Source organism: Candidatus Enterococcus murrayae (assembly GCF_017315985.1).
Classification (GTDB): domain Bacteria; phylum Bacillota; class Bacilli; order Lactobacillales; family Enterococcaceae; genus Enterococcus_A; species Enterococcus_A murrayae.
This window is the reverse complement of the sequence record NZ_JAFLVR010000016.1, coordinates 1-23,280: the sequence shown is the minus strand read 5'-3', so window position 1 is coordinate 23,280 and position 23,280 is coordinate 1. Positions and strand designations below refer to the sequence as shown.

Sequence of the window (23,280 nt, the reverse complement as noted above, 5' to 3'; positions counted from 1 at the left end):
TGGAATCACTGATTGACGTACTGTCGCTTGTACTTTCACTTGTGCTTTCACTTACTGAAATTGATAGTGATTCAGAATCGGATACGCTATCCGAAGTACTATTACTTTCTGATAAACTACCACTTTCGCTTTCACTATCACTCAATGAATCAGAGATGGACTCGCTGGTACTTTTACTTTCGCTTTCTGACAGACTTTCGCTCACTGAAATCGATAGTGATTCAGAATTTGATAAACTTTCAGAAATACTACTACTATCTGAGATACTTGTACTTTCACTATCACTTAATGAATCAGAGGTTGAAGAACTATTACTCTCACTATCACTTTCTGATAATGATTCACTAACAGAAATAGATAATGATTCTGATTCTGAGATACTTTCTGAGGTACTTTGACTCTCAGAGGTACTATTACTCTCACTCAAGGACTCAGAAACGGATTCACTGTTCGAAATGGATTCAGATCTTGATAAACTTTCACTTTCTGACTCTGATCGTGATTCACTTTCTGAAATGGATTCTGAAATAGATTCGCTGTCACTTTCTGAATCTGAGACAGATTCGCTATTTGATAATGATTCAGAATTAGAGTTACTATCACTATCTGATGTAGAAATGGATTCACTTTCTGATACAGAAGAAGAAACCGACTCGCTCTCTGATAGAGATTCGGAAGTAGAAATACTTTCACTTTCTGAAATAGAAATAGATTCACTTTCTGACATTGATTCCGATGTAGAATCTTCCGATTGAGAAATGGATTCACTTTCTGAGATTGATTGAGAGGTTGAAGACGATTCACTATCTGAATTGGAATCTGAATTTGAATTACTCTCACTTTCTGAAATAGAAGTCGACTCGCTTTCTGACATTGATGTTGATTCAGAAACAGGATCAACCTCATAGTTAACGACAAAAGCTTGCGGAGAACCATCGATAGAAAGTCCATTATTTGTCGTTGTATCAAAAATACCATTACTTGCCAATGCTTCCGCCAAAGTATTATAAACTTGCCCATCAGGTCCGGTTATAGTATAGATATAACCATTTCTAACCAAATCTGCATCAGTTACGCCCAAAACGATCGTTCCATTAGAAACACCGGCAGCGCCATATTGACCTTCAGTAACACTTGTTGGAATTTGGTTATATGGATCTCCAGTTGCTGGATCAGTAGTAGGCTGATTGTTAGAGATGATCCCTGCTAACTGATAATCTGGATATAACGTGATTGTTAATGATTGTGGATCAGAGTCAGTGGTGCTAGTTCCGTTCGCAGTAAAGTCAAAGGTGAATGTACCATTGGCGTCTGCGTAATAGCCTGCCTGAGTTAAATATCCCACAACTAAATCCGCATAACTGATTTCTGCTCCTGACGTACCATTGATAGAAACATTTGGAACTTGACCTACTAAAGCAGTCCCATCAGAATTTACAAAAGTAATATTGACAGTTTGAATATCCGCTGTAACATAGATAGTCACTAAACTTGCATCTGTGCCAACCGTTGTGGTTGTCGGTTGAATAAAACCGTTTAATTCAGACCCCGTAGCATAATGATAACCAGCAGCAACATTTGTCTTTGTATAATAATCGTTTAGCCAATCAATAACGTTCCCATAATTAGCTGGTGGTAAGTTACTTCCTGCAGTTTCTTGGCCGGAACTTAGGTAATCTGCTGAAATGACCATGCCTGTCTTAGCATCTACGTATTGATACTGAACGTTATTATTTGCTACACCGTATACATAAATATTGTAGACATACTCCGTTCCTTCCATCGGAACTATCGCTACATTTGCTTGTCCATAAGCATCTCCATCATCTGCTGTTGTTGTTCCATCCCCACCACTTTGTTTATCTGTTAATGCTGATGCTGGAACTTGACTAGCAATTGCCCACATATAATTTGGCGGCATATTAGTTAGTGCATAATCCTTATTCACTAAATTAATATATTGTCCAATGTAGTTGGTATCTTTATCAATTGGAACATCGATTGTTTTAATTACATTGCCATATTGATCGACATAATTAACTTTGACTGTACCAGGATCAATTGCTACAGTAGCCAACTCACGAGTACTGCTATCTACAATATTAGATGTAGTAACATTTCCTGCAGTATCCTTAATCGTTGTCGTACTTCCTGATATAGTCATTTCAGCAAATTTATTATTTCTATTGCCGCTAGGGGTTGCAGTTTGAGAATCACTCCCTTGCCAAGTACTGATTTGAGAATTATTCATAGTAAATGACCCTGAACCAGTAAATATCGCACCACTAGCTATCGCACCAGAACTTGTAAGACGAGCCAAATGTAAAGCTTTTGGAGAAATAAAAATGATTTTCGATCCGCTATCTGTACGAACAACAGTATTATTGTTCCATTGTTGTAAATCTAACACAGTACCTGCATTAAACGTTACAGTAGAATTATTTGTTGCATACAGTGAATTACTACCCACTGTTCTTGTAGCTGTCATAGTCAAGTTTTGACCAAAAGTTACTGTTCGTCCGGACTGATTGCTTCCAGAATAACGATTTAAATCCAGTAACATTTGAAAACCATCTTGTGACCAGTTAACGTTGTCTCCCACTAAAATTCCATTATATCCATAATAAACCAATGGATAGTTATTAGAATTATAAGTACTTAATTCATTTCCTATGATCGTTGCGCCATCGCCAGCAGTAAATGTATGTGCGTAACCTGTATCTGCAGCATTATTTCCTCGAACTGCCATAAAATAGAACATTGAATATCCAGTTGTTCCAACTGTGCGATTTAGTTCAACGTGAGAACCATTCACGATTTCTACTTGACCAATTTGCATTAGTTCTTGTTTTACATCGGCCTTAATTGTTCCGGAAAGTGTCACTTTACTATCTTCGGCATCCAATAATCGACGACCGGAATCACTAGCTGTAGTACCACCATTTCCCTTAAGGATAACGTTGTTAATATTGAAATCCCAATATCCATAACCACCCGTTGCACTTCGTGAATCAATCACTGCATCGGCTGCTGCTGTGCCACTATCACCAGAATTTGTTCCACTTTGCCAATGAATCAAATTAATATCTGTAATGGTAAATATAGAACCTCTGGTTGTCGATGAAGTTCCTACGTTGAATGCAGCACGCTCCATATTAACTGTATGGCCACCACCATCAATGATTATTCCGTTCTGACGCCAACCTAAATCACGAATGGCTACATTGGAATCTGCAGCAAAGTCTGCTGTAACCTCAATGTAAGTAAGTGTTTCATTGGTATAAGCTGATTTCAGAGAAGCCCAATCGTTTACCGCTGCATATGTTCCATTTGCAATAGCTGTTTGTTTATACGCTTCTTTGTTGGTTACTTGATCTGAGGCTGATACTGTCACAGAGGTTGGATTTTTAGGTGTTTGACCGTTGTTGATCGCATCTTCAAAATCCTCACGGTTAATATCTGGATCAGCTGAAACATTTACTTTTGTTGATTTGCCATTTGCACCTCGAACAGAGAAATAAGCAATCAAATCGTTCGCTGCTGCATATTTTTGTGCCGCATGAATCAGAGCAGTGCTAGGAGCAACCCCCGTTTTCATTGTAAAAACAAGTTCTTTGGTATTTGAATCAACCGTTACCTCAGTCCCGTTTGGAACGATTTGGTCAAAAAGATCTTTTGCCTGTTCTGTTTGATTCTTACTTTGTTCCTGTGTTGATGGTTGCTTACTCTTTTCTACACTTAAAGAATTTGCTGCACTTCGTTTTTCGGAATGATTCATGGACTCTGATAGACTATCCGAAACCCATGAACTTGAAGACGCAGAATGACTCATAGATTCAGATATACTTGTTGATTGTTTTTCATCAGTTGCTGCTAGTAGACTCGTTGATGCAGAATCACTAACGGATGTTGACTGACTCATTGAATCTGATAAACTAATGGACTCTGATAGACTGATTGATTCAGACAAACTTTCTGACTCAGAAATACTAGTTGAATCCGTAGTACTTTCTGACTCTGTTTGACTTTCTGATTCAGTGACATTAGCAGACTCCGTTTCACTAGTAGAATCCACCACACTTTCTGAATCGGTAATTACTGTATTTGTTGTACTTTCTGATTCTACAGATGTACTATTCTGTGTCGAAGAGGCTGGTATTTGAGTAGTATCTTGATTGGCGAGAATTTGATCCGTATCAGCTTCCATCCCCGCATCATCCTGTGGACTAGTCGATGTTGCATGTGCATCTTGTGTGATTAACGTACTTGTGCCCAAAACACCTGTAAAGGCTGTAATTGTAGCAAACATCCAATGCTTGCCACTCTTGTACATTTTGTACCGTTCTTTTTTATTTGATCTTAAAAGCTTGTACAAATTATTTTTACGACTCATAATTCAGTACAACTCTCCTTTCTTATTCATTTTTTATTATTTTTTTGAAGTGCTGAAAGAATTATCTCACAGCAAATTATAACTAGATTAGAATGTACCAATATTGGGAAACAATTTTTATTTTTATATTATGGTTGCTAAACAACTAAACTCTTTTCGTTACAAATAGAAAAAGAGTCTCTCATCAGAAACTCTAACTATCCATATATATTCACTTTACTTTTTAGTACTTTCATATAAATTCTGTGAACGAAGACTTTTAAAAAACTTCAATGTGGAGGGACATTTTTAATTGTCACTACTAAAATTCAGTAATCATTTTTGAAATTAAGAAAATTTTTTTTATTAGCTCTTTATCTTGCTAATAGTTACAACATTTTTCTTTTTTATCTTAAATACATGAAAAGTTTTTCATTATAGCTAACAATTCTATCTATTAAATTCACCTTAAAATAACTTCTTTTCGGATTCTTTATCGAGAGAGCTAGTTGACTTAAAATCAATTCTTCATTTATAATAAAATAGTCAATTGGGGAAGTACTCAAGTGGCTGAAGAGGCGCCCCTGCTAAGGGTGTAGATCGTTAAACGCGGTGCGAGGGTTCAAATCCCTCCTTCTCCGTTATATTAAAATCCCCGTCCAAGGTGTTGGACGGGGATTTTAATATAACTAATGACTAACTTTTAAATCAAATGTCGCTACCCGTTGTTCTCCAGAAACAAAATCAATCTCTACTTTGTCAAACTTGTCTCCGCCAATCGGCAGCTTCCAAAAAATCTGCGTTATCCCTTTTTTTCCTTTAGGAACCTCATCTTGTCCTCGTTGTTGATTGACCGCTGTCAAGCGATTCCCATCCTTTGAAAATGCTTGAAAGGATTGGGCATAAGGGAAAAAGGGAGTATCCATATCTATATTTTTATACTCTATTTTCACAGCAAGCATCTTTTCGGTATCATAATTTTCTAATTCAATCATTCGCTTTGGAAATGCTGATTGCTTGGTTGTTGCCTGTACGACTTTCATTTCTGCTAATTTTTTTTCGCCATCTCCAAATTCGATGGTTTCATTCTCAGAAAAAACCTTGACCTCCTGAGAGAACCTAACATCTTCAGTTGTTTGTGTTTGATTTTCTCCTGAGTTCAAAGAAGATAATTCTTTTTTCAAGCTAGAATTTTCGGTTTTCAACGTTGAAACTTCTTTTTTCAAGCTCGAACTTGTTGTAGCCGAACTATCTCCGAAACAACCAGACAGCATTATTAATACGATTACAAAAACACTCATAATTCCTGTTTTTTGCTTCATACTCGCCTCTCCTTATAGCTGCTATAAAGAGTTATCTTCAAAATGAATTAACGAACTTAACAACTCATTTTGCTCTTTTAAAATGTCTTCAATCTCCTCTGATGCTTCGACTATTGTCTCATCCTGGATACCTGTATCATCAATTGTCGCACTATGTTGTTCAGAATCTGCTACGTGTTCATCCACTCCTTGAACAACCGCCATCTCCACTTCCACTGATGCAGCATTCGACGTTTCCATATCATTAGTCTGTTCAATCTTTTCTGAATTAACTGTTTGTAGTGCATTCTCTGATTGTGTTCCCTGATCCTCATCATTACTGTCGAGAAAGTCATCTCCAAAAAAAATGGTGCCAAACGTGTATATTCCTTGAGCACTCTTATTTTCAATGCTTACACAATTCAACCCAAAATTCTCAAGATACTGATTGACCGTTTCCTGGTTAATAATGCCTCTGCTCAGATCTCTAACTATAATGTTGTCGGCATATTGAACATCTTGATCTTTGGTTAAATAAGAAAGCACCTTTTTGGTTTCCTCAGCAATTTCTGCATCGATCAACGCTGTTAAGTCTATTTGCTGACGCCCATTTACAACAAGGGTGCTTTCACTGCTTGTAATCATGTTGTATACCATGTCTCTGTCAATTTGGAAAGAACGTGTATTATTTTGAACACAGTTTGTTTTGTACTCCTGCACAATTCGATCTGAAAATTCATAAATTCCGTGTGAGATATTCTCACTTTTTATCAATTCACCGTTGTCATAAATGTCACATTTTACATTATGGTCACTTACGTCAATAATGTAATTTAATCCATCAAATGATTGTATTGAACTATCAGTAGCTGTTGCATGCTGCTTTTCATTTTCTAAAATCGTACAAAATGATTTAGGAGCAAGAACCACTTCATTCACGAGGATAGAGAGTTCTGCGCCATCAATCCAAGTTTTATATTCTCCTTCAAATTTATGTTCCATTTCACTTAACTCCATTGAGCTTTTGGAATTCACACCAATACACAAGGAGCAGCTTAGTTGGTTTTCACTGATTTCTTCGAACAACTCTCGCTGATTTCCTGCTAAATACGCTAAGACAGTCCAAACCAATTGTCTAGTTTCCGTAGCCTCTAAGTTGTTCAGAACATCGCCAAAGGAATGATAGGCCTTTGATCGACGACTTTGCCGTTTCTTTAGCCCCCACAAAATTGGTTCAGAAAGCTCCTCTAATTTGATTTCACTTCCTTCTATTTCGCTCTGGTCCTTAAAAAAAGATGGTTTCCAAGTATTCTTTTTGACAGTTGAGTACAATGAGCTAAAAACTTCTCTATAGTTTGAACCAGAAATGCCCACTCTGAACTGATCAATATCTAATGCAATTATTTTTTTCACCCTACGTTCCTCCGATTAATGTATTGCTTATCTAAATGGATTATGAGTCTTCCTATCTCTATTGCTTCAAGTTTTTTTACTTTCCTCCACAAATCTCGCTGTCGTGACTGAAGTAGAGAGCGCTTTTAGCTGTTCTTCCTGCCTTTCAATCATTCGTGTGACACTAGCAATATCTTCCATCAGTGGCTCTACTTGATCGTAGCAAGCAGTAAATCCTTTAATGTAAGAGATAATTTCGTTAATTTTCGTGTATTCTTCTGTCAGATGATGAACTACTTTTCTTAATTGAACAAAATGATCCAAAGAAACTTGCTTTTGATCCTTTACCATTGAAACGTATTTATTTACTTCAAAGATTTTTTTGTCGCGAGCCTGCGTGTGCGTTTCGATTCTTAGCAGCAGCTCGTTTAACGTCGCTCTGCTGGAATCAAGCTCATAATTTAACTCTTTACCTGTCATTTGCTGTCTCCATTTCCATAAAAAGAAGCTCCTGTTCTACCTGTATTAATGCCTGTTTAGTAAAAATTCCTTCTTTTAATAAATCGCTGAATCTGTTTACTCTTAGTTTTAGTTGCTTCAACTCATCTCTTGTGAGTTGTTCCATTAGTAAGTCAATTTCCTCCAAGGAATCAATTGCATAACCTAGCTTGTATCTAAGAATCAACTCTGAAATCGCTGAGTTCCGCCATACAATCACTGGCACACCCACGGCCAAATACAAGGAAATTTTGTGCGGTGCATTATACCGTGTATATTCCCGATATTTGCCTCCTTGTGGCAAGTCATTGTCCCAAGCAATGCCAAAACGATTCTTGGGCATCATCCTTAAAAGATCAGGTTGAGAATAAACGCCCATGTACTCAACATTTTCTCCTAAGTCAAACGCATCCTTTGATCCAAATACCTGAATTTTCGTTTGATGATCCCATTCTTTTAAAAAAACAGATTTTTGAACATTTCCTGCAAAAACTAGCGCTTTCTTTAATGATGTGTCCAGAGAAACTTGTTCTGCCGATATTCGATAATCAAATAATTCTTTAGACACCATTGCTGTAGTAATTCCAAAAGACTTCAGCTTCAGCTCCATCTTTTCCCCATGGGTAACTAGAATATCCGCATGATTAAAGAGGTCAATTTCTTTTAAAAAGCTGCTGTCTCTCAATAACTCAGAGTCGTGAATCAATAAAGCGATTCGAGCGCCTCGTTGTTTTAATCGTTCAACAAAGGTTTTCTCAAATACAAATTGGTTGTAGCTCGGATACTGATATACAATTAAGTCGCCTGCCGCAACGCCCCCCGTAATTCCGTCAATTCTTGAAAGGAGCGACTGTTGGCTCTCCTGTTCATCAATGTACCGATAAATATATAATTTCCTAAAACCAATCTCTTCTGCAATTTCCGAAACATCTCCGCGCGCTTTAGAAACAGAGTCCACGGAAGGACCTTCTACAATATAGGTTATCCATTTATTCAAAAACACATTTCTCCTTAATCGATAGATTTTTAAAGAAATCGAACTCATTTCTAGGCAGGTAAGACGAAGAATTACTCATATTGTGTTTAATTTTTTTGATGACAGTATCTTCGCTAGAAATATCCTTTGTGACATATAGATAAGCTAAAAATTGAAATATTTCTTTCGTTTGTCGGTTCTCGCCACTTTGTCGCTTTAAAATCACCGTGGCTTTATTCAACAATTTAATTGCCTGCTCATGATTATTCATATCGACAAAACATAATGACAAATCAATCACACATCCAATAAGAATGTCTTTCCACTCATTTGACTGATTACTAGAAAATTTTTTTAGCAAGCTATTTTCCAGAATAATGCTTTCCTTTTCCATTACAGCGTTAGAAAAAGAATAATTTAGACTGATCCGTAAGGTTGCTAAGTAGAGTAAAATATCAAACAGTGTAAAATAATCAATCGACGTAAAATACTCTCCAATACGCCTTAACTCGAACATAGAAGGTTCTCCATTACGGCAATGTACTACCAAATCGGCATAAGTCAAAATCAATTTATACGCGTTATTATCTTCACTAGAATTTTTGAACTTCCCCAATGATTTTCGTAGGTTTAAAAATTGTTTGAGTTCCGTTTCTTGATTCGACATAGACGTATAGATAACTAGCCCTAACATTTGAATTTGTTCATCCGTTGAAGAAACAAATAAGTTTAGTAATTCTCGGTCTGACATATTCAAGACTTTTTTTAAGCCCATCACCAGTTCTAGAGGTAAATCTGTTTGGTAACGTAGCCAGCGATAATACCTCGATTTTGAAAGATTGATTCTTCTTTCTAACGTTCGAATGGGTACACCTTTTCTTTTTCTGATTTCTTCCATAGCTTCACGATCAATATTTACAGCTACAACCGAATTTTGTGGTTCGGTTAGGGTTGGATTCATCATATTAATTAACCTACAAATACTTAATAGACTGCTCTGCATCATTCCACACTCTCCTGCCTGTACGTCCATCTCATTTTTTCGAGAAAAAATTGAGTCGATATGAACATTCTCACTTTCCAATAGATTCAAGCAAGGAATAGACAAGCGATCCTAGGATAACACCCGACATAATCACTGATATGATTATTGTAAGTAGTTTTGACTGTTTCTCTTTATCCCCCACATTATCTACAACCTTATTACTTTCCTGCTCAAACTTTTCATCAATTTTTCTGGATAGTTGATCCTTTTTCATTGGATTCTCTCCTTTTAAAATAAGTCCCAAAAGGATATATTTGTAAGTCATAGGTTTCTTTGTTTTTAAAAATTATTCTTCTATAGAACTTATGACCTCATTTAATTGGGCAATTTCTACATCTTGATCGGAAGCTTTTTCCATGATCTGAGAAAGCACATAATCGCTTTCATCAAAAAAGCAGCGTTTCAAAATATATTTTTCCGTAGTGAATGAAACGGAAATCGTCAAATATAGTGTCTTTAATGCATGGTATTCCTCTTGATAGGCTTGATAGTTTTGATCAAATATTGATTTAAGATTCTTAATTTCATCGATAGACACCTCTGAATGCTCTTGCATTTTAATCATCTCTTGATTTAGGCGTTGTAGCTGAGCTACTTTATCATGTTGACTATTTACAAGTTGCTGTGCCTTTTCTTTTTCTGCGGTAAAATTTAGTAATGATGAGACATTTTCCTCTATCAGTTGATTGATATTTACCAAAAGCTGATCTGCTGAAATTGTAGTTGTCATTTATACTTTCCTTCTTCCTGTTTCTAGACTTCATTTAGAATATTCAAAATAATTGTTTCATTTTCAGAAATAAAGTATTGCTTGGCAATAAAGCGTTCGGTATTATAGGAAACCTGCATCGTAAGTAACAGTTCTTTCAATGATACATACTCCTGTTTATAGGTTTCAAAAATAGCATTAAAATCAGCTTTCAATTGCTTAATTGGAACAATGGCTGCTTCCTTGTTCGCCGCCAACTGCTTGATTTGTTCATTGATCGCCTGCATCACGGTTACATGTTTTTTTTGCTTTTCTAGTAATTGTGCGGCTAATTCTTTTTCCTCCTCAAAGTTCAATAAGGAATCTGGATTTTCATCCGAAAGTTTATAAATCTCATTGAAGAGTTTTTCTGCTGGAATTGTCATCATTGAGTGCTCCTTAATCAATAATCGTTATTTTATCTAGAGAGACGTTTTTTCCTACCAACTTGTTATAGTGTTCTCGCGACATTCTTACTTCCTGAACGTAAGAAATTTTATTTTCTAATATGCTTAATAGATTGCCCTTGATGTCACCCGTTTTTGTGAAAGGAGACTCCATTAAATAGAGAACATTGCGTGAGTTCGTTTGGGCTAAAGCAAATAACTCTAATCCCATATAAGAAATGGAAACACAGTCATTTTCAGTGACGTTATTCGCTACTTGAGTCGCTAAAAACTGCATAAGGCTACTATATCTAGCACATACTTCTCCAGAATCCTGGTCTCGTACAACAACTAGATTAATTTGACCTTCATAAAAAAAGTATTGGACAATTGGACGTTGCTTACTATTATAGAAATCAATCTCATGAACAGTATCCTTAAAAAAGAAAATGTTGCTATACAGCTGTCCATCATCCGCGTATTCTTCGATAAAATCAGTCGTACCATCAGCATTCAGGTATTTGACTTCTTTGACATGTCTTCTCGTTTCGGGATACGTTACTACTTGGCCAATCTCGTCCCCATCATAAATAACCGAAATGCTGCGATCTTCATTCATAAAAACTTCTGCAGCAGCTGCTGTTGGAATATTATTAAAAAATAGAAAATTATCCGGATGATAATCGCGTTTTGTTAACTCATCTAGCAAATTGATTCCTTCTATCCCTTCCGACTTTTTCAATTGATTAAAATTCGGACTAGGGGAAAGTGAAATTACCTTTCCATTTCTTTCCTTTAGACGCTGTTTTTGACTTTGCCATATTTTATCTGCCGGTTTTAAGGCGCTTACTAGTTCATAGTCCATTGACAAGCTCCTTCCATTTATTGGCTATCATAGAATCTTGATACTCTTTTACAGAGTATCTCGTCTGTGCTATTATTTTTTGTTGATCTGATTCGAGAAGTTGAACGATGCCTTCAACCAATTGCTGCTTACTGTATTCTTCGTCGGTGCGTGAAAAGTCTTTTAAAAAACCGTTAATACCATTTTTTATTAACTCTAGCGCACCAAATCTCGCCTTAAAAGTTACTATTGGAAGCCCAGCATCCAGTGCTTCAATATAAGTTAAGCCAAAACCTTCTGAGTAAGAACCTGAAATGAATGCATCATATTGTGGATAAACCTGGTCGATTTGGTTTGAATGCCCCTTCAAAGTAATATAAGTTTCCGCATCTAGTTCTTCGATTAATTTCCGCAACTTACTGTCTTCTCCGCCTTGACCGTAAATATCTAACGAAATATCCGAGAACTGATTTCTTGCTTCACAAATAGCTTTGATGACAGTATCGATATGCTTCTCCGATGCTAATCGAGAGACAGTGATAAATTTTCGAAGCGAGCGACTTTGTTCTCCGTTTTCCTTATGTTGAAGCTTCTGGTCTCGAATACCTCCTACTGGAATCGCCCATATTTTTTCCGTTTCATTGGGGAAATCAATCAAAAGATCTTGTTTTTGAAGCTCTGTCGCAACAACAACGCGATCCGTCATTGCCATATGTGTCAGCAAATACTCATAGTAATTGTTCCATAGCGGAGCGGAAGGTACGTCACGATCGGACAGATGATCCGCATGAATGATTTCAATGATATTCGTATTTTTTGGTTTATGATTGAATAACGCTGATTCAGATTCTTGCCCTCTATCGATGAAAAAGTTTTTGGTTCCTTCAAATTGCAGGGCTAAGTATTCAAAGAAATAGCGCTGCAGTAATACTTCTGTCCGAAAAAAACGATGCTCTCCCTCAAAGTCAAAGAGATGGATATTGCTAAGCAATCGGCCTCTATGTTTATGATCGATATATTCAAACATGACTTTTCTCTTACCCGTTTTATAATCAAATAGTTCGATTCTATACGTTGAAACTAAAAGTAAGTTCTCCTTCTTTTTGCTCGGTGATTTTTCTAAATGCTCCACGATCAGCATACCTGAAGAAGTGAGTGTCTCTTTTATTCGATGAGTATTCGTGAAATCTAACAGAATTTCTTCCTTGTGCTCATACTCTTTTTCGGCGCCTTTTTTTATGTAGTCCTTTCCAAAAACAAAAAGCTCCCACATATTGATCACCTTATTGTCTGGAATGCTCCACGCCTCCATTGCCTCATGCAAGTTTTTTACTAGTTCGACAAAAATATATTTGTATGGAAGTTGGACGGTATCAAAGCATTTCGCTCGATAAAACTGCGCGTGCTCCACACCAGAATTGCCTATCCCCATTGCCTTATTAACAAAAAAATTCATCTCTTCTTCCCTCCTGAACTTCATCTGCGAACACCTAATTCTATTTATTAGAGTCTACTTTCTGCTGCTTAACGAGACGCTGTAAAATGTTCAATGCATATTCGTTGATCTGTGCGCGATCCTTCAAACTTCTCCATGTATTTGTTGGCTTCGACTGAACTTTTGTTCTTCTGTTTGCTGGAATGACGGTCTCCAACACTAAAGGCAGTAATTTAAATTTGTCCTCTAGTGTGGCAAAACGCGTACCACGGTCAATCGAAAGTGAACACAGCTCTTGATAATCCTTAATATCAAAACAGACCTCGGTAATTGCGTCTAACCAAGCTTTTTCTGACCGATCACCAACCAAGAAATAATAATTCATATAATCATCAATAACTAAACTCGTAACATATCTCGTTTTTTTCTGTACGACAATATTCGTTTTAATCCCCTCATAGGGATGTCTAACCTTAAAAAAAATCGCCTCAGTACCTTCAGTCGTTTTAACTTCGTATCGTTCTTTTAAAGAATCACTAAAAATAGTTAAATATTTAAATAGGATAAATTCGTGCTTTTTATTTACTAGCTGAATATTGTAACTAACTGCTTCCTCTGGAAAGATAAAATGACCCTCTAGCTCTTTAAAGTGCCTTTTTTCTATCAAATCATTATTGACATTAAAAAATTCAATCACTAGTTGCACTGCATCCACCGTATCAAACTCTGCCTGCACCTGAATGTTATAACCCTTCCCATTCATCAAGAGCGGCAACATTGGAGACTTGCGAGCTGAATGGAACTCCGTTCTTGAATACCATGTTTTTATCGGGGTTCCTGTGGGCATAAACGGAGATGAAAATCGAATAGAATCGTTCTCTAAAAGACGTATATTCGCTCCATAATTGTAATTATCATTAAAGTCAATTCCCCACTTTATCATGTAAAAATTTTCCAATGCTTCACCCCTCTAGTTATTCAAAATCATCCATGATTCTTTGAAAACTATTGAATAAGATATTTCGATATTGTTTTAAAAACCATTTATTGATTCCTGTACTATTATCGTTATGTCTACCAACCAAGCCTTTGTATAGAACTCTGGCAGTTGATCGATTTTCCTTCAACACATTAAATAATTGCGGAAAAGCCTCCTTGTCATAGTCATCCTGTTTCATGTAGGCAATGGCAAAAGTGGTATTGCTATAATCCCCGGCGGCAAATTTATCCCAGAATTTCTGATTTAATTTTTCAGCAGCCTCAATCGTAGATTCTCCTGTGTTGTAGTAGAGCATATCCAATGAAGTGGGAAACCCATTTGGTCGTAGCACCCGTTCATTTAAAGCAATTGTTCCGATATTCGCTAACGGCTTACCGATAATGACACTATTGGGTTTTAAATCACTGGCATAATAAAGCGCCCCAAAAGTTCCCATAGACAATCCTGATAAAATCAAGTCTGAATTTTTAAAGCCTAACAGTTTTAGCTTATCCAAAATAACGTCCACAATTTTTTGTTCAAATTCTTCACTGCCTAAGTAAAAATTTCCCCCTTCTAATCTGGGATCAGCTATCAGCATGAAGGGGCCGCCACCCATACTACTCATCATTCGCCGACCTTCAAACCCTTCCGCCGGTCGATAGCCTGAGAAATAAATCGCTAATGGCGGCTTCAAATCTCCGGCGTTAAAATAGTAGAATACTTCTCCTGAAAGATGCTCTTCATCAACTATTTTGTTTCCACCTGGGATCATCGAGCTTTTGTCAGCTAACGCTTTTCTGATATGAACTTGACTTATTTGGATCTTGCCACTTTTTCCTCGTGCATAAAGCGAAACGTTGATATAACAATTCACAGGCTGTTCAAAAATTGTTTTTTCATTCTTTTGTAGCTTCTCGAACGGTACCTCAACTATTTGAACCACCTCAGAAGTGTTTTCCTTTACTAGAAAAATCTTAAATAGCAAATCAACGTCTCCCGAAAGCACCGCCAGTTCTGAATAGAAGGTCATCCGCTCATCTGCCTTAATCAGGTTCGTCATTTTCCACGAGAGCACCTGACTGAATTGCGGTGAAAAGTTTCCTTCAAGCTCGATATAGGAGTTTCCACATTTTTGAACAGTCCCATCAAAGTCCGAACAAACATGGATATGATCATTTGACAATTTATAGCCTGACTGCCTGACTGTATATTGCTGATTCACAAACTGAAATACTTGAGCCATTTCCTTTGTTTCAATCGATATAGCTTCTTTAAGAACTAGAACCCTTTCTATCTCAGAAGAAAGATTTGCGTTTCGAGCGTAAAGAATCTGATATGCAGGCAATTGCACTAATAGATCACTATTGTTAGTGAGAATCCCCGCATTTGAGCCTAAAATGAAAACAGCTCTGGAATACTTTTTATTGAACTGCCCTTCAATAAAGAGTCCTATTTCTTGCTCATCGATTTGGAAATTATAATCACCAGGCAACCATTTATACTGAAAACTGGAGGATACCGCTTCTAAATTGGTTATTTCCCTTTCCCCAATATGAATGAGTCTAATTTTCTTAGCCATTCAAAACTTCCCTCCATTTTTTCAAGATAATTTGTGGACTAAAGTCTTCAATTACAGAGACATTCTTTACCAGTGCATTGTTCCAATTACTCAAGTCCTGTAAAAAGAAGGTCAAAGCTGGCTCTAATTCAGATGTCCTTCTAACGATCATCCCGTTCTTCTTCTCTTCAATAAAATCTGTTTTTACTTTCGCAAGTTGAGGAATTCCAGCACTGATCGCTAGCGACTGCATCTGCAAATTGTATTTTTCATTAATATCCACGTAGAGCCTCGTCTTATGGAAATCGTTCCTAACGGAGAGCAGCGTAGGCTGGACTCGGAACTCAATTCGGTTATAGACATTGATCGCTTTAACTAAATTTTTCCAAGCAGCGCTTTTTCGAATTTCTTCAATCGCCAACTCATCTGCTTTATACAGACGCTTGATTCTTTTTGCTTCGATAAAATGAGCAGTTTTTTTAAAGTCCTCCGATTCACTGTCGACATCGAAATAAGAATCAATAAGTTCTTTTTGAGCCTCTTGTAATTTACGTTGATCCAGTCTAGTTCTGACTTCCACGATTAAGCTATATTTCGTATTCTCAATGAGGTTATTCATAAAAATCTGGTTCGCTGCAAGCTGAAAATCGGAAAGCTGTTCTACTTTCCAATATATAATTAGCTGTGCAATTGAATTGCTCATTCCTAAAGCTAGTTCTGTATTAAACATCGGAATGGTTGCAATTTTGACATCAGCAAGTTCTGGATTAGCTTTTTTTATGGTCAACAATTCTTGCATTTTCGCCTTTGTATCCGTTACGACACATTTCGCAGTTTTCAAACTTTTTATAAATAGATGTTTATCGTATTGATTCAGTACATCATCATCTGAAACGATTCGCACCAATTGGCCGTCTTCTTGAATTTCTTGTGTAACGTTTAAAATAGCATTGTCTGTTGTTGTGATAATCTGCTTATTCTGATCTTTGATTTGCTTCAATTCTTCCTTCAAGACCTCCGCAATCACCTCATCTATTGTGCAAAAAGTTTTCGACTTCAGGCTGTCAGCGCCTGCTTCTTCTACGATTATTTGGGAATTTCCTTTCAAAAGTTCTGTGATTGTTTTCTCACCGTATTCGTTGAAATATTCTCGTTTAGTGACGATATTTTGTTTGGTTAAATACTCGATTAGCGACAAAAAACCTCGATCATCGTAATACTCGAAGTAGTCATAATCTTCCTTAAAATATTTCACACCTTCAATACAGCCATACTTATTAAATTTAATTTCTCCGAATTTTTTATTCTTTTGAAAAAGGATGATTCCAAATGGGGTGTAGACGTGTTCAACATCTTTGGGAAGCGAAAGATCCTCTAGCCCTAATGGATGCCCCTCTTGTATGGTGATATTCTGTATTACATCATAAGCACGCCAATAACAATCAGACAGCAATGAGTGTTCCTGTGCCTTATATCTTAAAAAAGGCAAGTGATTTAATAAAAACAACTTGTATGGTTCCCCATTCTCAGTAAAAAGCTTGGTAATGTTTAGAATTCTGTCATTTTCTAAACTATTGTCGTTCTGTTCCCAATTTGGGATTAAATACATCATTGATTTGTCCACTCCTGCTTCTCACTAAAAAATATTGTAATTACGTTTCGAAAAAATAAATTTGATTTCCTGAGTGAGAGTATCGAGAATAATAATCAGCATAAAAACACTCCCAAAGTAAAACGCTAAGTTAGAAATAATCTCTACTTTTAATCCAATAAACAATGGAATAAGAGATACTAGTACCAAGTATGAATTTCCAACCATTGCGATGGTTGACAATTTCTTTTTGATATATTTTTCAGTTTCAGCTCCTGGCACCACTTCATAAATGTAATCGCCAGATTCCTTTAAATTCTTCGCAATATCATGGGGACGCACATTGATGTAGCTAAAACCCATTCCTAAAGCGTAAAGAATGATTCCATAGGTAAGAATTCCTTCAACCGTATTAAAGGAGAACATTTTGGAAAGAATATTGGAAAAAAAAGTATTGCTCCAACGATCGTTTAGCAGTAAAAGCTGGGGGATTGAAAACACAGTCACCGCGAACATGAAAGGCATGGCTCCAGCAGTGAGTAATCGAATCGGAATATATGAATTGTTAAACTTACTCTCTATTCCTGTTCGTTGAATCTGGACGCGATATTCTGAGTTGTATAGAAAAATCGTTACTACAATATAGATTAACGTAATAATAAATAACCCGATGAAATACCGACTATCTAGCCGTAAAGTACCACTTTGTCCCGAAATCAGCATCGCTGGTAAATTTGAAAGTAAGCCAGGTAAAATAAACAAGCTCTGTGCACCAATTCCCTTTTCACTATTGATATCAGATATCCAAGAAACAAACATTGCCCCAGTGGTGATTATCGTGATAACCATGCAAGATATGAGAAACTTGCTGACACCTGGAAATCTCTGATCATCAATTAACGGTTCAAACTTAAGCATCAAAGCAATTCCTTGAGCAATCGCAAAAATAAGTGTTAGGCTTCTTTGAATATATCCTCTTTGTTTAATAGAAAGATTATTAATCCTATCCGTGTCAATCATGCTGATCGTGGTCCAAATAATTAATGCCGTCATGTAGGGTCCCATTCCCAAAGAAAGCAACGTAGGTTTTGATAGATTCCCTCCAGTGGTTGTCGAAAGAAAGCGAATGATCAAATTTTGACTTTCCCCTTTCGGTATGTCTAAAAAACCTGGAACCTCGATCTTTTTGCCAAATTCTACAATGGTTAGCAATAACACACTCCAACATATTCGTTTGACTATTTCTTTATTATTTTTCATTGTTACCCGTCCTTTTTTAATACTAAGTAATGGCCAATTTATGGAAAATCTACATCAATGGAGCCATCGGAATTGTAAACCAAGTCTGACAACAATAGATTTCTTAACATGTTCAGCCATATTTCCTCCTTCATTTCAAAAAAGGAACGTCTTGCTTCAATTTGAAATTCATAAATTGGTCGATGCTGTCCCCAACTCCTACCATTCACAACCGCTTTTAATTGTTGCAAATTATCGGATTGTTCAACCCACATCGTATCAATCGCCTTCAGAATCACGATTCGTCTAAAATAAAGCTGTTGAAAACTATCAGGAATAATTAAATGAAGATGGCTAATTTGATTTGAAATTATCTTATTTAAATACTCACCAACGTTCTTCTTGTTGTACTCAGTTAACGCTTGATCCATTTCGAAAGGATCAAAGTTGTACGTGATATTGTTATAGATGAAATCAATCAAGTCATTTCTATTCAGATTCGCTTTTTTTGAAATAAATGAATCCCGTACATTTTCCACCGAACGTTGAATAATTTCCTCCATGAAAGCTGCCGAACCGCCCATCACCCTGTTTCTCGCTTCATAAATCATCTCTCGTTGAACACTAATAATTTCATCGTACTCAAGGATACTTTTGCGACTTTCTACTTCTTGCTTTTTTCGATTCGCTTGCGATTTTTGGATAATTTTGTCGTATTTCTTTTCTTTTAAGGGTTTCGTTTCATCCTTATTCTTCTGCTCGTTTTCTTCTACTAACTTCTTCCTTGCCTTTGCAACCCATTTGGGCGCACTTTCCACAACAATTTTGTCCTCCATCGATACAAAAAAAACTGTATCTCCAGGATCTCCTTGCCTACCTGCACGACCCCTGAGTTGAAAATCAATTCGATCACTGGTCATTCGTTCCGTTCCTAAAACTAGCAGTCCCCCACTCTCTTTTGCCTCAGGATCAAGTTTGATATCAGTTCCTCTACCAGCCATTGATGTTGCAACAGTTACTGCACCTTGTCTCCCTGCTTCGGAAACGATTAAAGATTCCTTAGCAACGGTCGTAGCATTTAAGAGGTTGTGAGGGATTTGTTGCTGCAGCAGCAGCAAAGAGTATAAGTTAGACATGGCAACCGATCCCGTTTCTACTAACACCGGACGCCCTTTTTTCAGCGCTTCTTTTACAGCATTTAATGAGGACAACACTTTAGCCTTATTCGTCACATACACTTCATCCGGGTGGTCAACTCTTTTTATTGGTTTATTTGTCGGAATTTGGATAACATTCACGTTATAGGTTTCACGGAATTCTTCTGCATCTGTTTTTGCCGTTCCGGTCATTCCTGAAAGGATTCTGAATTTTTTAAAGAGATTTTGATAAGTAATTGAACCCATTGATCTCGTTTCGTTTGTAATCTCTACTCCTTCTTTTGCTTCAATCGCTTGATGAAGTCCAGCCTGTAATTTAGTTCCAATCAATTTTCTCCCGTTAGCTTCATCTAAGAGTAGTATTTCCCCTTCTTCCACGACATAGTCCCTGTTTTCTTCCAATAGATGATTCGCCCGTAAAGCCAAAACTAAATGTCTGTATAAATCCCGCCACTCTTCTGTAAGAATTCCTTGAATACCAAAATAGTTCTCAGCTTTTTTGATTCCTCCTTCTTTAAACCAAACATTTCTCTTATCTTCGCTTTTTAGATAGTCTTCTCCCTCAGATAAGCTTTTAACAAACCAATCGGAGGTCTCAAATAAATTAGACTGTACTTTAGGAGCCCCAGAGATAATTAGCGGTGTTTGTGCCATATCTAATAAAATGGCATCAATCTCATCAATCAGTACAAAATTAAACTTATCTACGAATTGCTCTTCAAGAGTCGTTGCCAAATTATCGAACAGGTAATCAAAACCTAGAGCACTATGGGTGGTGTAAACAATATCCGACCCATAGACCGCTTCTTTATCTACTTCTTCTTCACTGGCATCTTTTGGCACGCCTACAGAAATAGTCAAACCTAACCATCGATACACTTTTCCTACCTCTTCAGCATCTCGCCAGGCTAGATACGAATTTGAAGTTATTAGGAAATTGCCTTTTCCCATCAGACCTCTGAGATACATTGGCATGGTTGCTGTGAGGGTTTTCCCTTCACCCGTCTTCATTTCAGCAACATTTCCATAAAATAATGCGATACCTCCTAAGATTTGAACATAATACGGCTCTAAACCTAATACCCGTCTATCCGCTTCTGCAACTACCGCATAAGCATTCGGTAGTAATTTATCGATCTTTTCACCCGCTGCAAGCCGATCCTTAAAAAGCTCCGTTTGATTTTGCAGTTCTGCATCGGACATTGCTTTATAGGTTGGGAGGAGCTTAATTATTCTATTTGCAATCTTCTTATATTTCCTTAAATTTTTATCTTTCATAATTATCCTGCTGATTCCTTCTATTTTTTAAACGTAACTATTTGATCATAACGGCAAAAAAGAAATCAATCCGTGAGAATGCGATATCCTTTCCCCCAAATAGTTTGTAAATCACAGTTTACAAATCCAGAATCTTCAAGCTTCATTTTTATTCTCCGAACGATTGACGAAGTCTGGGCTAAGTTGGAATTTGTTACTTGCGCCCATATTTTTTTGCAGATATCTTCTCTTGAAATAACTTTGCCTTTAGCATTGTATAAAATTTCAAACACTTGTCTTTCCTGATTGCTCAAGAACAACATTGAATCGATATCTTTAATATTAAAGGACAGTAAATTGAGCTTGCTACTTTCTTGATATAGCGCATGGTTTTTTCTTAATTTCTCCCCTATCACTTCTAAAGGATCATCCATAAATATGAAATTGAAATTCTCATTTTCATATTCATGATGATTTTTTGAGAATGTGGTTGCTTTCCTAAAAAGAACGGAGTCTTGAATGCTCTCATTTTTAGCTAATTCCATCACCTCATCATCTGAAATCGTCTCGCTAAAAATAATGTTTGGAAAATAATTAATCACTGGATAATTTTTATTATCCTTTATTAATCCCTCTAGCAAATGGTTACTGCAAAAGACTTCGTAACCAAGCAGATGCAATTTTTTTAATATTTCTTCTTCAGCAAACACACATTTCGTCAGTATTAATACATTCATTTTTCTCTTCCTTTTCTCCTTTTTTATCGAACTGCTTTCTCACCATACTGGTAATCATTTATAAATAAAAATTGAATTGATGGTCTCATTCGCTATTTCCCCAAAATTTGTTATTATTAGTATAGTGTCACCTCATCCAAACCTTTGTTTTATAAAAATATGTTGGTAATCGAAAAAACGAGACCTATACTTCAGTCTCCAAACTAGTTTTCAAAACGAAAATAACTATTCTTTAATTGGGACAAAAATGTTCCTAGTCTTATAAAAAACTAGAAAAAGCGTTCAAAACCTTTAAAAATAAAGGTTTTGAACGCTTTTTGACGCTTTATGACGGCGGAAATTATTTAAAGAAAAAAAAGAACTCGTCTTTCTATTTATAAACGTTGATTTTTATAAGTATTATAAATCAAAATTTGTTTAGTAAGCGCTTTCTTGAGAAAGGCAAATAGAAGATAGCCTTCGAAGCTAAAGAAAGCGTTTTCTAAGAGATTGATTTCTCCATTTCCTCGATAACTTGACATCTTTGTTCAAGCAACGCATTGACATAGGTATCCAATGTCATCTGTGTAGAGGCATGGCCTAAAAGCGCGCTGACCGAGGAGATATCCCCTCTAGACTCCAAGCAACGCGTTGCAAAAGTATGCCTCAATTGATGAAAATGAATATGAGTTAAATTTGCCTTTAAACGGATTTTATGAAAATAATAGGTAAGCAATCTCGGCTCACAAGGTTTATCGCAATGAGAAAAAACAAATTCACTAGTCGTCTTTTTCTTGTGTTTTATTAATAGTTTCCTTAACGCTTTACTGATAGGAATCACGCGTACTGAAGCTTCTGTTTTAGAACTAGCAAAATTTAACTGTGTTCGTTGTTTGCCATGTGAAACCCCTATTCGTTGATATGTATGGCGTACATGTATCAAGTCTGAATCGAAATCAATATCCGACCAACGTAAAGCAGAAATTTCTCCAATTCTCATCCCTGAATGTAATGCTAATAGAACTGGGAGACCTTTTCCTTTCTTTTCACTTAAAGCAACATGCATCAGCGTTTTTTGCTCCTGACGAGAAAGTGCCTCAACCTTTTTTTTCTTAACCCTTGGTAATTGGAGGCTGGCCAAAGGATTGGATAAAATTTTTCCACATTTTTTCGCATGATTTAAACATTTATTTAAGACCCGAAAGATTACATGTACCGTAGATCTAGCAAGTTTAGTCCTTAATTCTTTCAGTAGATCCCTTCCTTGTTCAGCAGACATTTCGTTCAAAGGTATATCCTTTAGTATCGGTAACACGTATTTATAAATTTTGTAATAATAGCTCGAAAAAGTGGCTGGTTTGACTTCATGCTGAACATGACTCAACCAATAACTAGCCCATTCTTCAAATGTTTCACTGGAAACCCCGTGAGTTTGCTGGATTGTCATGTAATGAATTCTAAGTGGAAACATCTTTTGACGAACTTCCGTATAAGTTTTTCCATACACGTATCCATACTTAATTTTTCCATTTATTTTCCGACCTTTTGAATAACGTCCCTCCCAGCGTCCATCCTTTCTTAGATAGATATTTTCTCCTTTTCTCATTAGCAACTAACCTCCTAATTTGACGGCTTAAATGACGGTACATTTCTTTTATAATTATGGTTTATTTCTCAAAAAACGAGAATTGTATTTCTCATTTTTTACAATGTATTTTCAAAGAGAAACAAAAATAATTTATTTCATGAAGATTATTGATTAATTCTAACCACTATTTTATAA

The 23,280-nt window shown here is 36.5% G+C and carries 18 protein-coding genes and 1 tRNA gene; 1 reads left to right on the top strand and 18 read right to left on the bottom strand.

Annotation, left to right across the window (positions count from 1 at the left end; genetic code table 11):
* On the bottom strand, positions 1-4,393 hold a 4,393-nt coding region (locus JZO85_RS23110), incomplete at its 3' end, for a KxYKxGKxW signal peptide domain-containing protein (RefSeq protein WP_242550263.1).
* 531 nt (positions 4,394-4,924) lie between these two features.
* Between JZO85_RS23110 and JZO85_RS07295 the strand changes: the two genes are divergently transcribed.
* A tRNA-Ser gene (locus JZO85_RS07295) sits at positions 4,925-5,013 on the top strand.
* A gap of 48 nt (positions 5,014-5,061) precedes the next feature.
* Here JZO85_RS07295 and JZO85_RS07290 read toward each other — a convergent pair.
* The 17 genes from JZO85_RS07290 to JZO85_RS07210 form a co-directional block, all read right to left on the bottom strand.
* Positions 5,062-5,694: a hypothetical protein gene (locus tag JZO85_RS07290; protein WP_207107846.1), complete on the bottom strand. Its 633-nt coding sequence runs from the start codon at positions 5,692-5,694 to the stop codon at positions 5,062-5,064.
* 21 nt (positions 5,695-5,715) lie between these two features.
* On the bottom strand, positions 5,716-7,086 hold the full coding sequence (locus tag JZO85_RS07285; RefSeq protein ID WP_207107845.1) for a hypothetical protein: 1,371 nt from the start codon (positions 7,084-7,086) through the stop codon (positions 5,716-5,718).
* Positions 7,087-7,152: 66 nt separating this feature from the next.
* Complete coding sequence (locus tag JZO85_RS07280; RefSeq protein WP_207107844.1) at positions 7,153-7,545, bottom strand: hypothetical protein; 393 nt, start codon at positions 7,543-7,545, stop codon at positions 7,153-7,155.
* Positions 7,535-8,560, bottom strand: a complete 1,026-nt coding sequence (locus JZO85_RS07275; RefSeq protein WP_207107843.1) for a sugar transferase — start codon at positions 8,558-8,560, stop codon at positions 7,535-7,537. The genes JZO85_RS07280 and JZO85_RS07275 overlap by 11 nt, the downstream gene beginning before the upstream one ends.
* The gene (locus JZO85_RS07270; protein WP_207107842.1) at positions 8,553-9,545 is read right to left on the bottom strand and encodes a helix-turn-helix domain-containing protein; all 993 of its coding nucleotides are present in this window, start codon (positions 9,543-9,545) and stop codon (positions 8,553-8,555) included. Before JZO85_RS07270 ends, JZO85_RS07275 begins: the two co-directional genes overlap by 8 nt.
* Positions 9,546-9,612: 67 nt before the next feature.
* Positions 9,613-9,798 (bottom strand): hypothetical protein, encoded by a 186-nt coding sequence (locus JZO85_RS07265; protein WP_207107841.1) that lies wholly within the window; start codon positions 9,796-9,798, stop codon positions 9,613-9,615.
* Positions 9,799-9,870: 72 nt separating this feature from the next.
* Positions 9,871-10,314 (bottom strand): hypothetical protein, encoded by a 444-nt coding sequence (locus JZO85_RS07260; RefSeq protein ID WP_207107840.1) that lies wholly within the window; start codon positions 10,312-10,314, stop codon positions 9,871-9,873.
* A gap of 23 nt (positions 10,315-10,337) precedes the next feature.
* A complete protein-coding gene (locus JZO85_RS07255; protein ID WP_242550262.1) occupies positions 10,338-10,721 on the bottom strand; it encodes a DUF3110 domain-containing protein in 384 nt (127 codons plus the stop codon).
* 10 nt (positions 10,722-10,731) lie between these two features.
* Positions 10,732-11,583, bottom strand: a complete 852-nt coding sequence (locus JZO85_RS07250; RefSeq protein WP_207107839.1) for a hypothetical protein — start codon at positions 11,581-11,583, stop codon at positions 10,732-10,734.
* Entirely contained in the window at positions 11,573-13,018 is a 1,446-nt protein-coding gene (locus JZO85_RS07245; protein WP_207107838.1) for a glycosyltransferase, read from the bottom strand. The genes JZO85_RS07250 and JZO85_RS07245 overlap by 11 nt, the downstream gene beginning before the upstream one ends.
* 40 nt (positions 13,019-13,058) lie before the next feature.
* Positions 13,059-13,955, bottom strand: coding sequence for an accessory Sec system protein Asp3 (asp3, locus tag JZO85_RS07240; RefSeq protein WP_242550261.1), 897 nt, complete (start codon positions 13,953-13,955; stop codon positions 13,059-13,061).
* 16 nt (positions 13,956-13,971) lie between these two features.
* Positions 13,972-15,558, bottom strand: a complete 1,587-nt coding sequence (gene asp2 / locus JZO85_RS07235; RefSeq protein WP_207107837.1) for an accessory Sec system protein Asp2 — start codon at positions 15,556-15,558, stop codon at positions 13,972-13,974.
* The gene (gene asp1 / locus JZO85_RS07230) at positions 15,551-17,149 is read right to left on the bottom strand and encodes an accessory Sec system protein Asp1 (RefSeq protein ID WP_207107836.1); all 1,599 of its coding nucleotides are present in this window, start codon (positions 17,147-17,149) and stop codon (positions 15,551-15,553) included. Before asp1 ends, asp2 begins: the two co-directional genes overlap by 8 nt.
* 24 nt (positions 17,150-17,173) lie before the next feature.
* On the bottom strand, positions 17,174-18,388 hold the full coding sequence (locus tag JZO85_RS07225) for an accessory Sec system protein translocase subunit SecY2 (RefSeq protein ID WP_207107835.1): 1,215 nt from the start codon (positions 18,386-18,388) through the stop codon (positions 17,174-17,176).
* 38 nt (positions 18,389-18,426) lie between these two features.
* Complete coding sequence (secA2, locus tag JZO85_RS07220; protein WP_207107834.1) at positions 18,427-20,802, bottom strand: accessory Sec system translocase SecA2; 2,376 nt, start codon at positions 20,800-20,802, stop codon at positions 18,427-18,429.
* A 65-nt stretch (positions 20,803-20,867) separates the two neighbouring features.
* The gene (locus JZO85_RS07215; RefSeq protein ID WP_207107833.1) at positions 20,868-21,518 is read right to left on the bottom strand and encodes a winged helix-turn-helix domain-containing protein; all 651 of its coding nucleotides are present in this window, start codon (positions 21,516-21,518) and stop codon (positions 20,868-20,870) included.
* A 481-nt stretch (positions 21,519-21,999) separates the two neighbouring features.
* Positions 22,000-23,103 carry a tyrosine-type recombinase/integrase gene (locus JZO85_RS07210; RefSeq protein WP_207107832.1) on the bottom strand — a complete coding sequence of 368 codons (1,104 nt, stop codon included), beginning with the start codon at positions 23,101-23,103 and terminating at the stop codon, positions 22,000-22,002.
* Positions 23,104-23,280 lie beyond the last annotated feature (177 nt).

Bases quoted from the DNA above. Each gene is read 5' to 3' on its own strand.
- JZO85_RS07280 (WP_207107844.1), bottom strand. From the start codon at position 7,545: ATGACAGGTAAAGAGTTAAATTATGAGCTTGATTCCAGCAGAGCGACG.
- JZO85_RS07210 (WP_207107832.1), bottom strand. From the start codon at position 23,103: ATGAGAAAAGGAGAAAATATCTATCTAAGAAAGGATGGACGCTGGGAG.
- JZO85_RS07270 (WP_207107842.1), bottom strand. From the start codon at position 9,545: ATGATGCAGAGCAGTCTATTAAGTATTTGTAGGTTAATTAATATGATG.
- JZO85_RS07225 (WP_207107835.1), bottom strand. From the start codon at position 18,388: ATGAAAAATAATAAAGAAATAGTCAAACGAATATGTTGGAGTGTGTTA.
- JZO85_RS07250 (WP_207107839.1), bottom strand. From the start codon at position 11,583: ATGGACTATGAACTAGTAAGCGCCTTAAAACCGGCAGATAAAATATGG.
- asp1 (WP_207107836.1), bottom strand. From the start codon at position 17,149: ATGATGTATTTAATCCCAAATTGGGAACAGAACGACAATAGTTTAGAA.
- JZO85_RS07255 (WP_242550262.1), bottom strand. From the start codon at position 10,721: ATGATGACAATTCCAGCAGAAAAACTCTTCAATGAGATTTATAAACTT.
- JZO85_RS07265 (WP_207107841.1), bottom strand. From the start codon at position 9,798: ATGAAAAAGGATCAACTATCCAGAAAAATTGATGAAAAGTTTGAGCAG.
- secA2 (WP_207107834.1), bottom strand. From the start codon at position 20,802: ATGAAAGATAAAAATTTAAGGAAATATAAGAAGATTGCAAATAGAATA.
- asp2 (WP_207107837.1), bottom strand. From the start codon at position 15,558: ATGGCTAAGAAAATTAGACTCATTCATATTGGGGAAAGGGAAATAACC.
- JZO85_RS07290 (WP_207107846.1), bottom strand. From the start codon at position 5,694: ATGAAGCAAAAAACAGGAATTATGAGTGTTTTTGTAATCGTATTAATA.
- JZO85_RS07260 (WP_207107840.1), bottom strand. From the start codon at position 10,314: ATGACAACTACAATTTCAGCAGATCAGCTTTTGGTAAATATCAATCAA.
- JZO85_RS07245 (WP_207107838.1), bottom strand. From the start codon at position 13,018: ATGAATTTTTTTGTTAATAAGGCAATGGGGATAGGCAATTCTGGTGTG.
- JZO85_RS07215 (WP_207107833.1), bottom strand. From the start codon at position 21,518: ATGAATGTATTAATACTGACGAAATGTGTGTTTGCTGAAGAAGAAATA.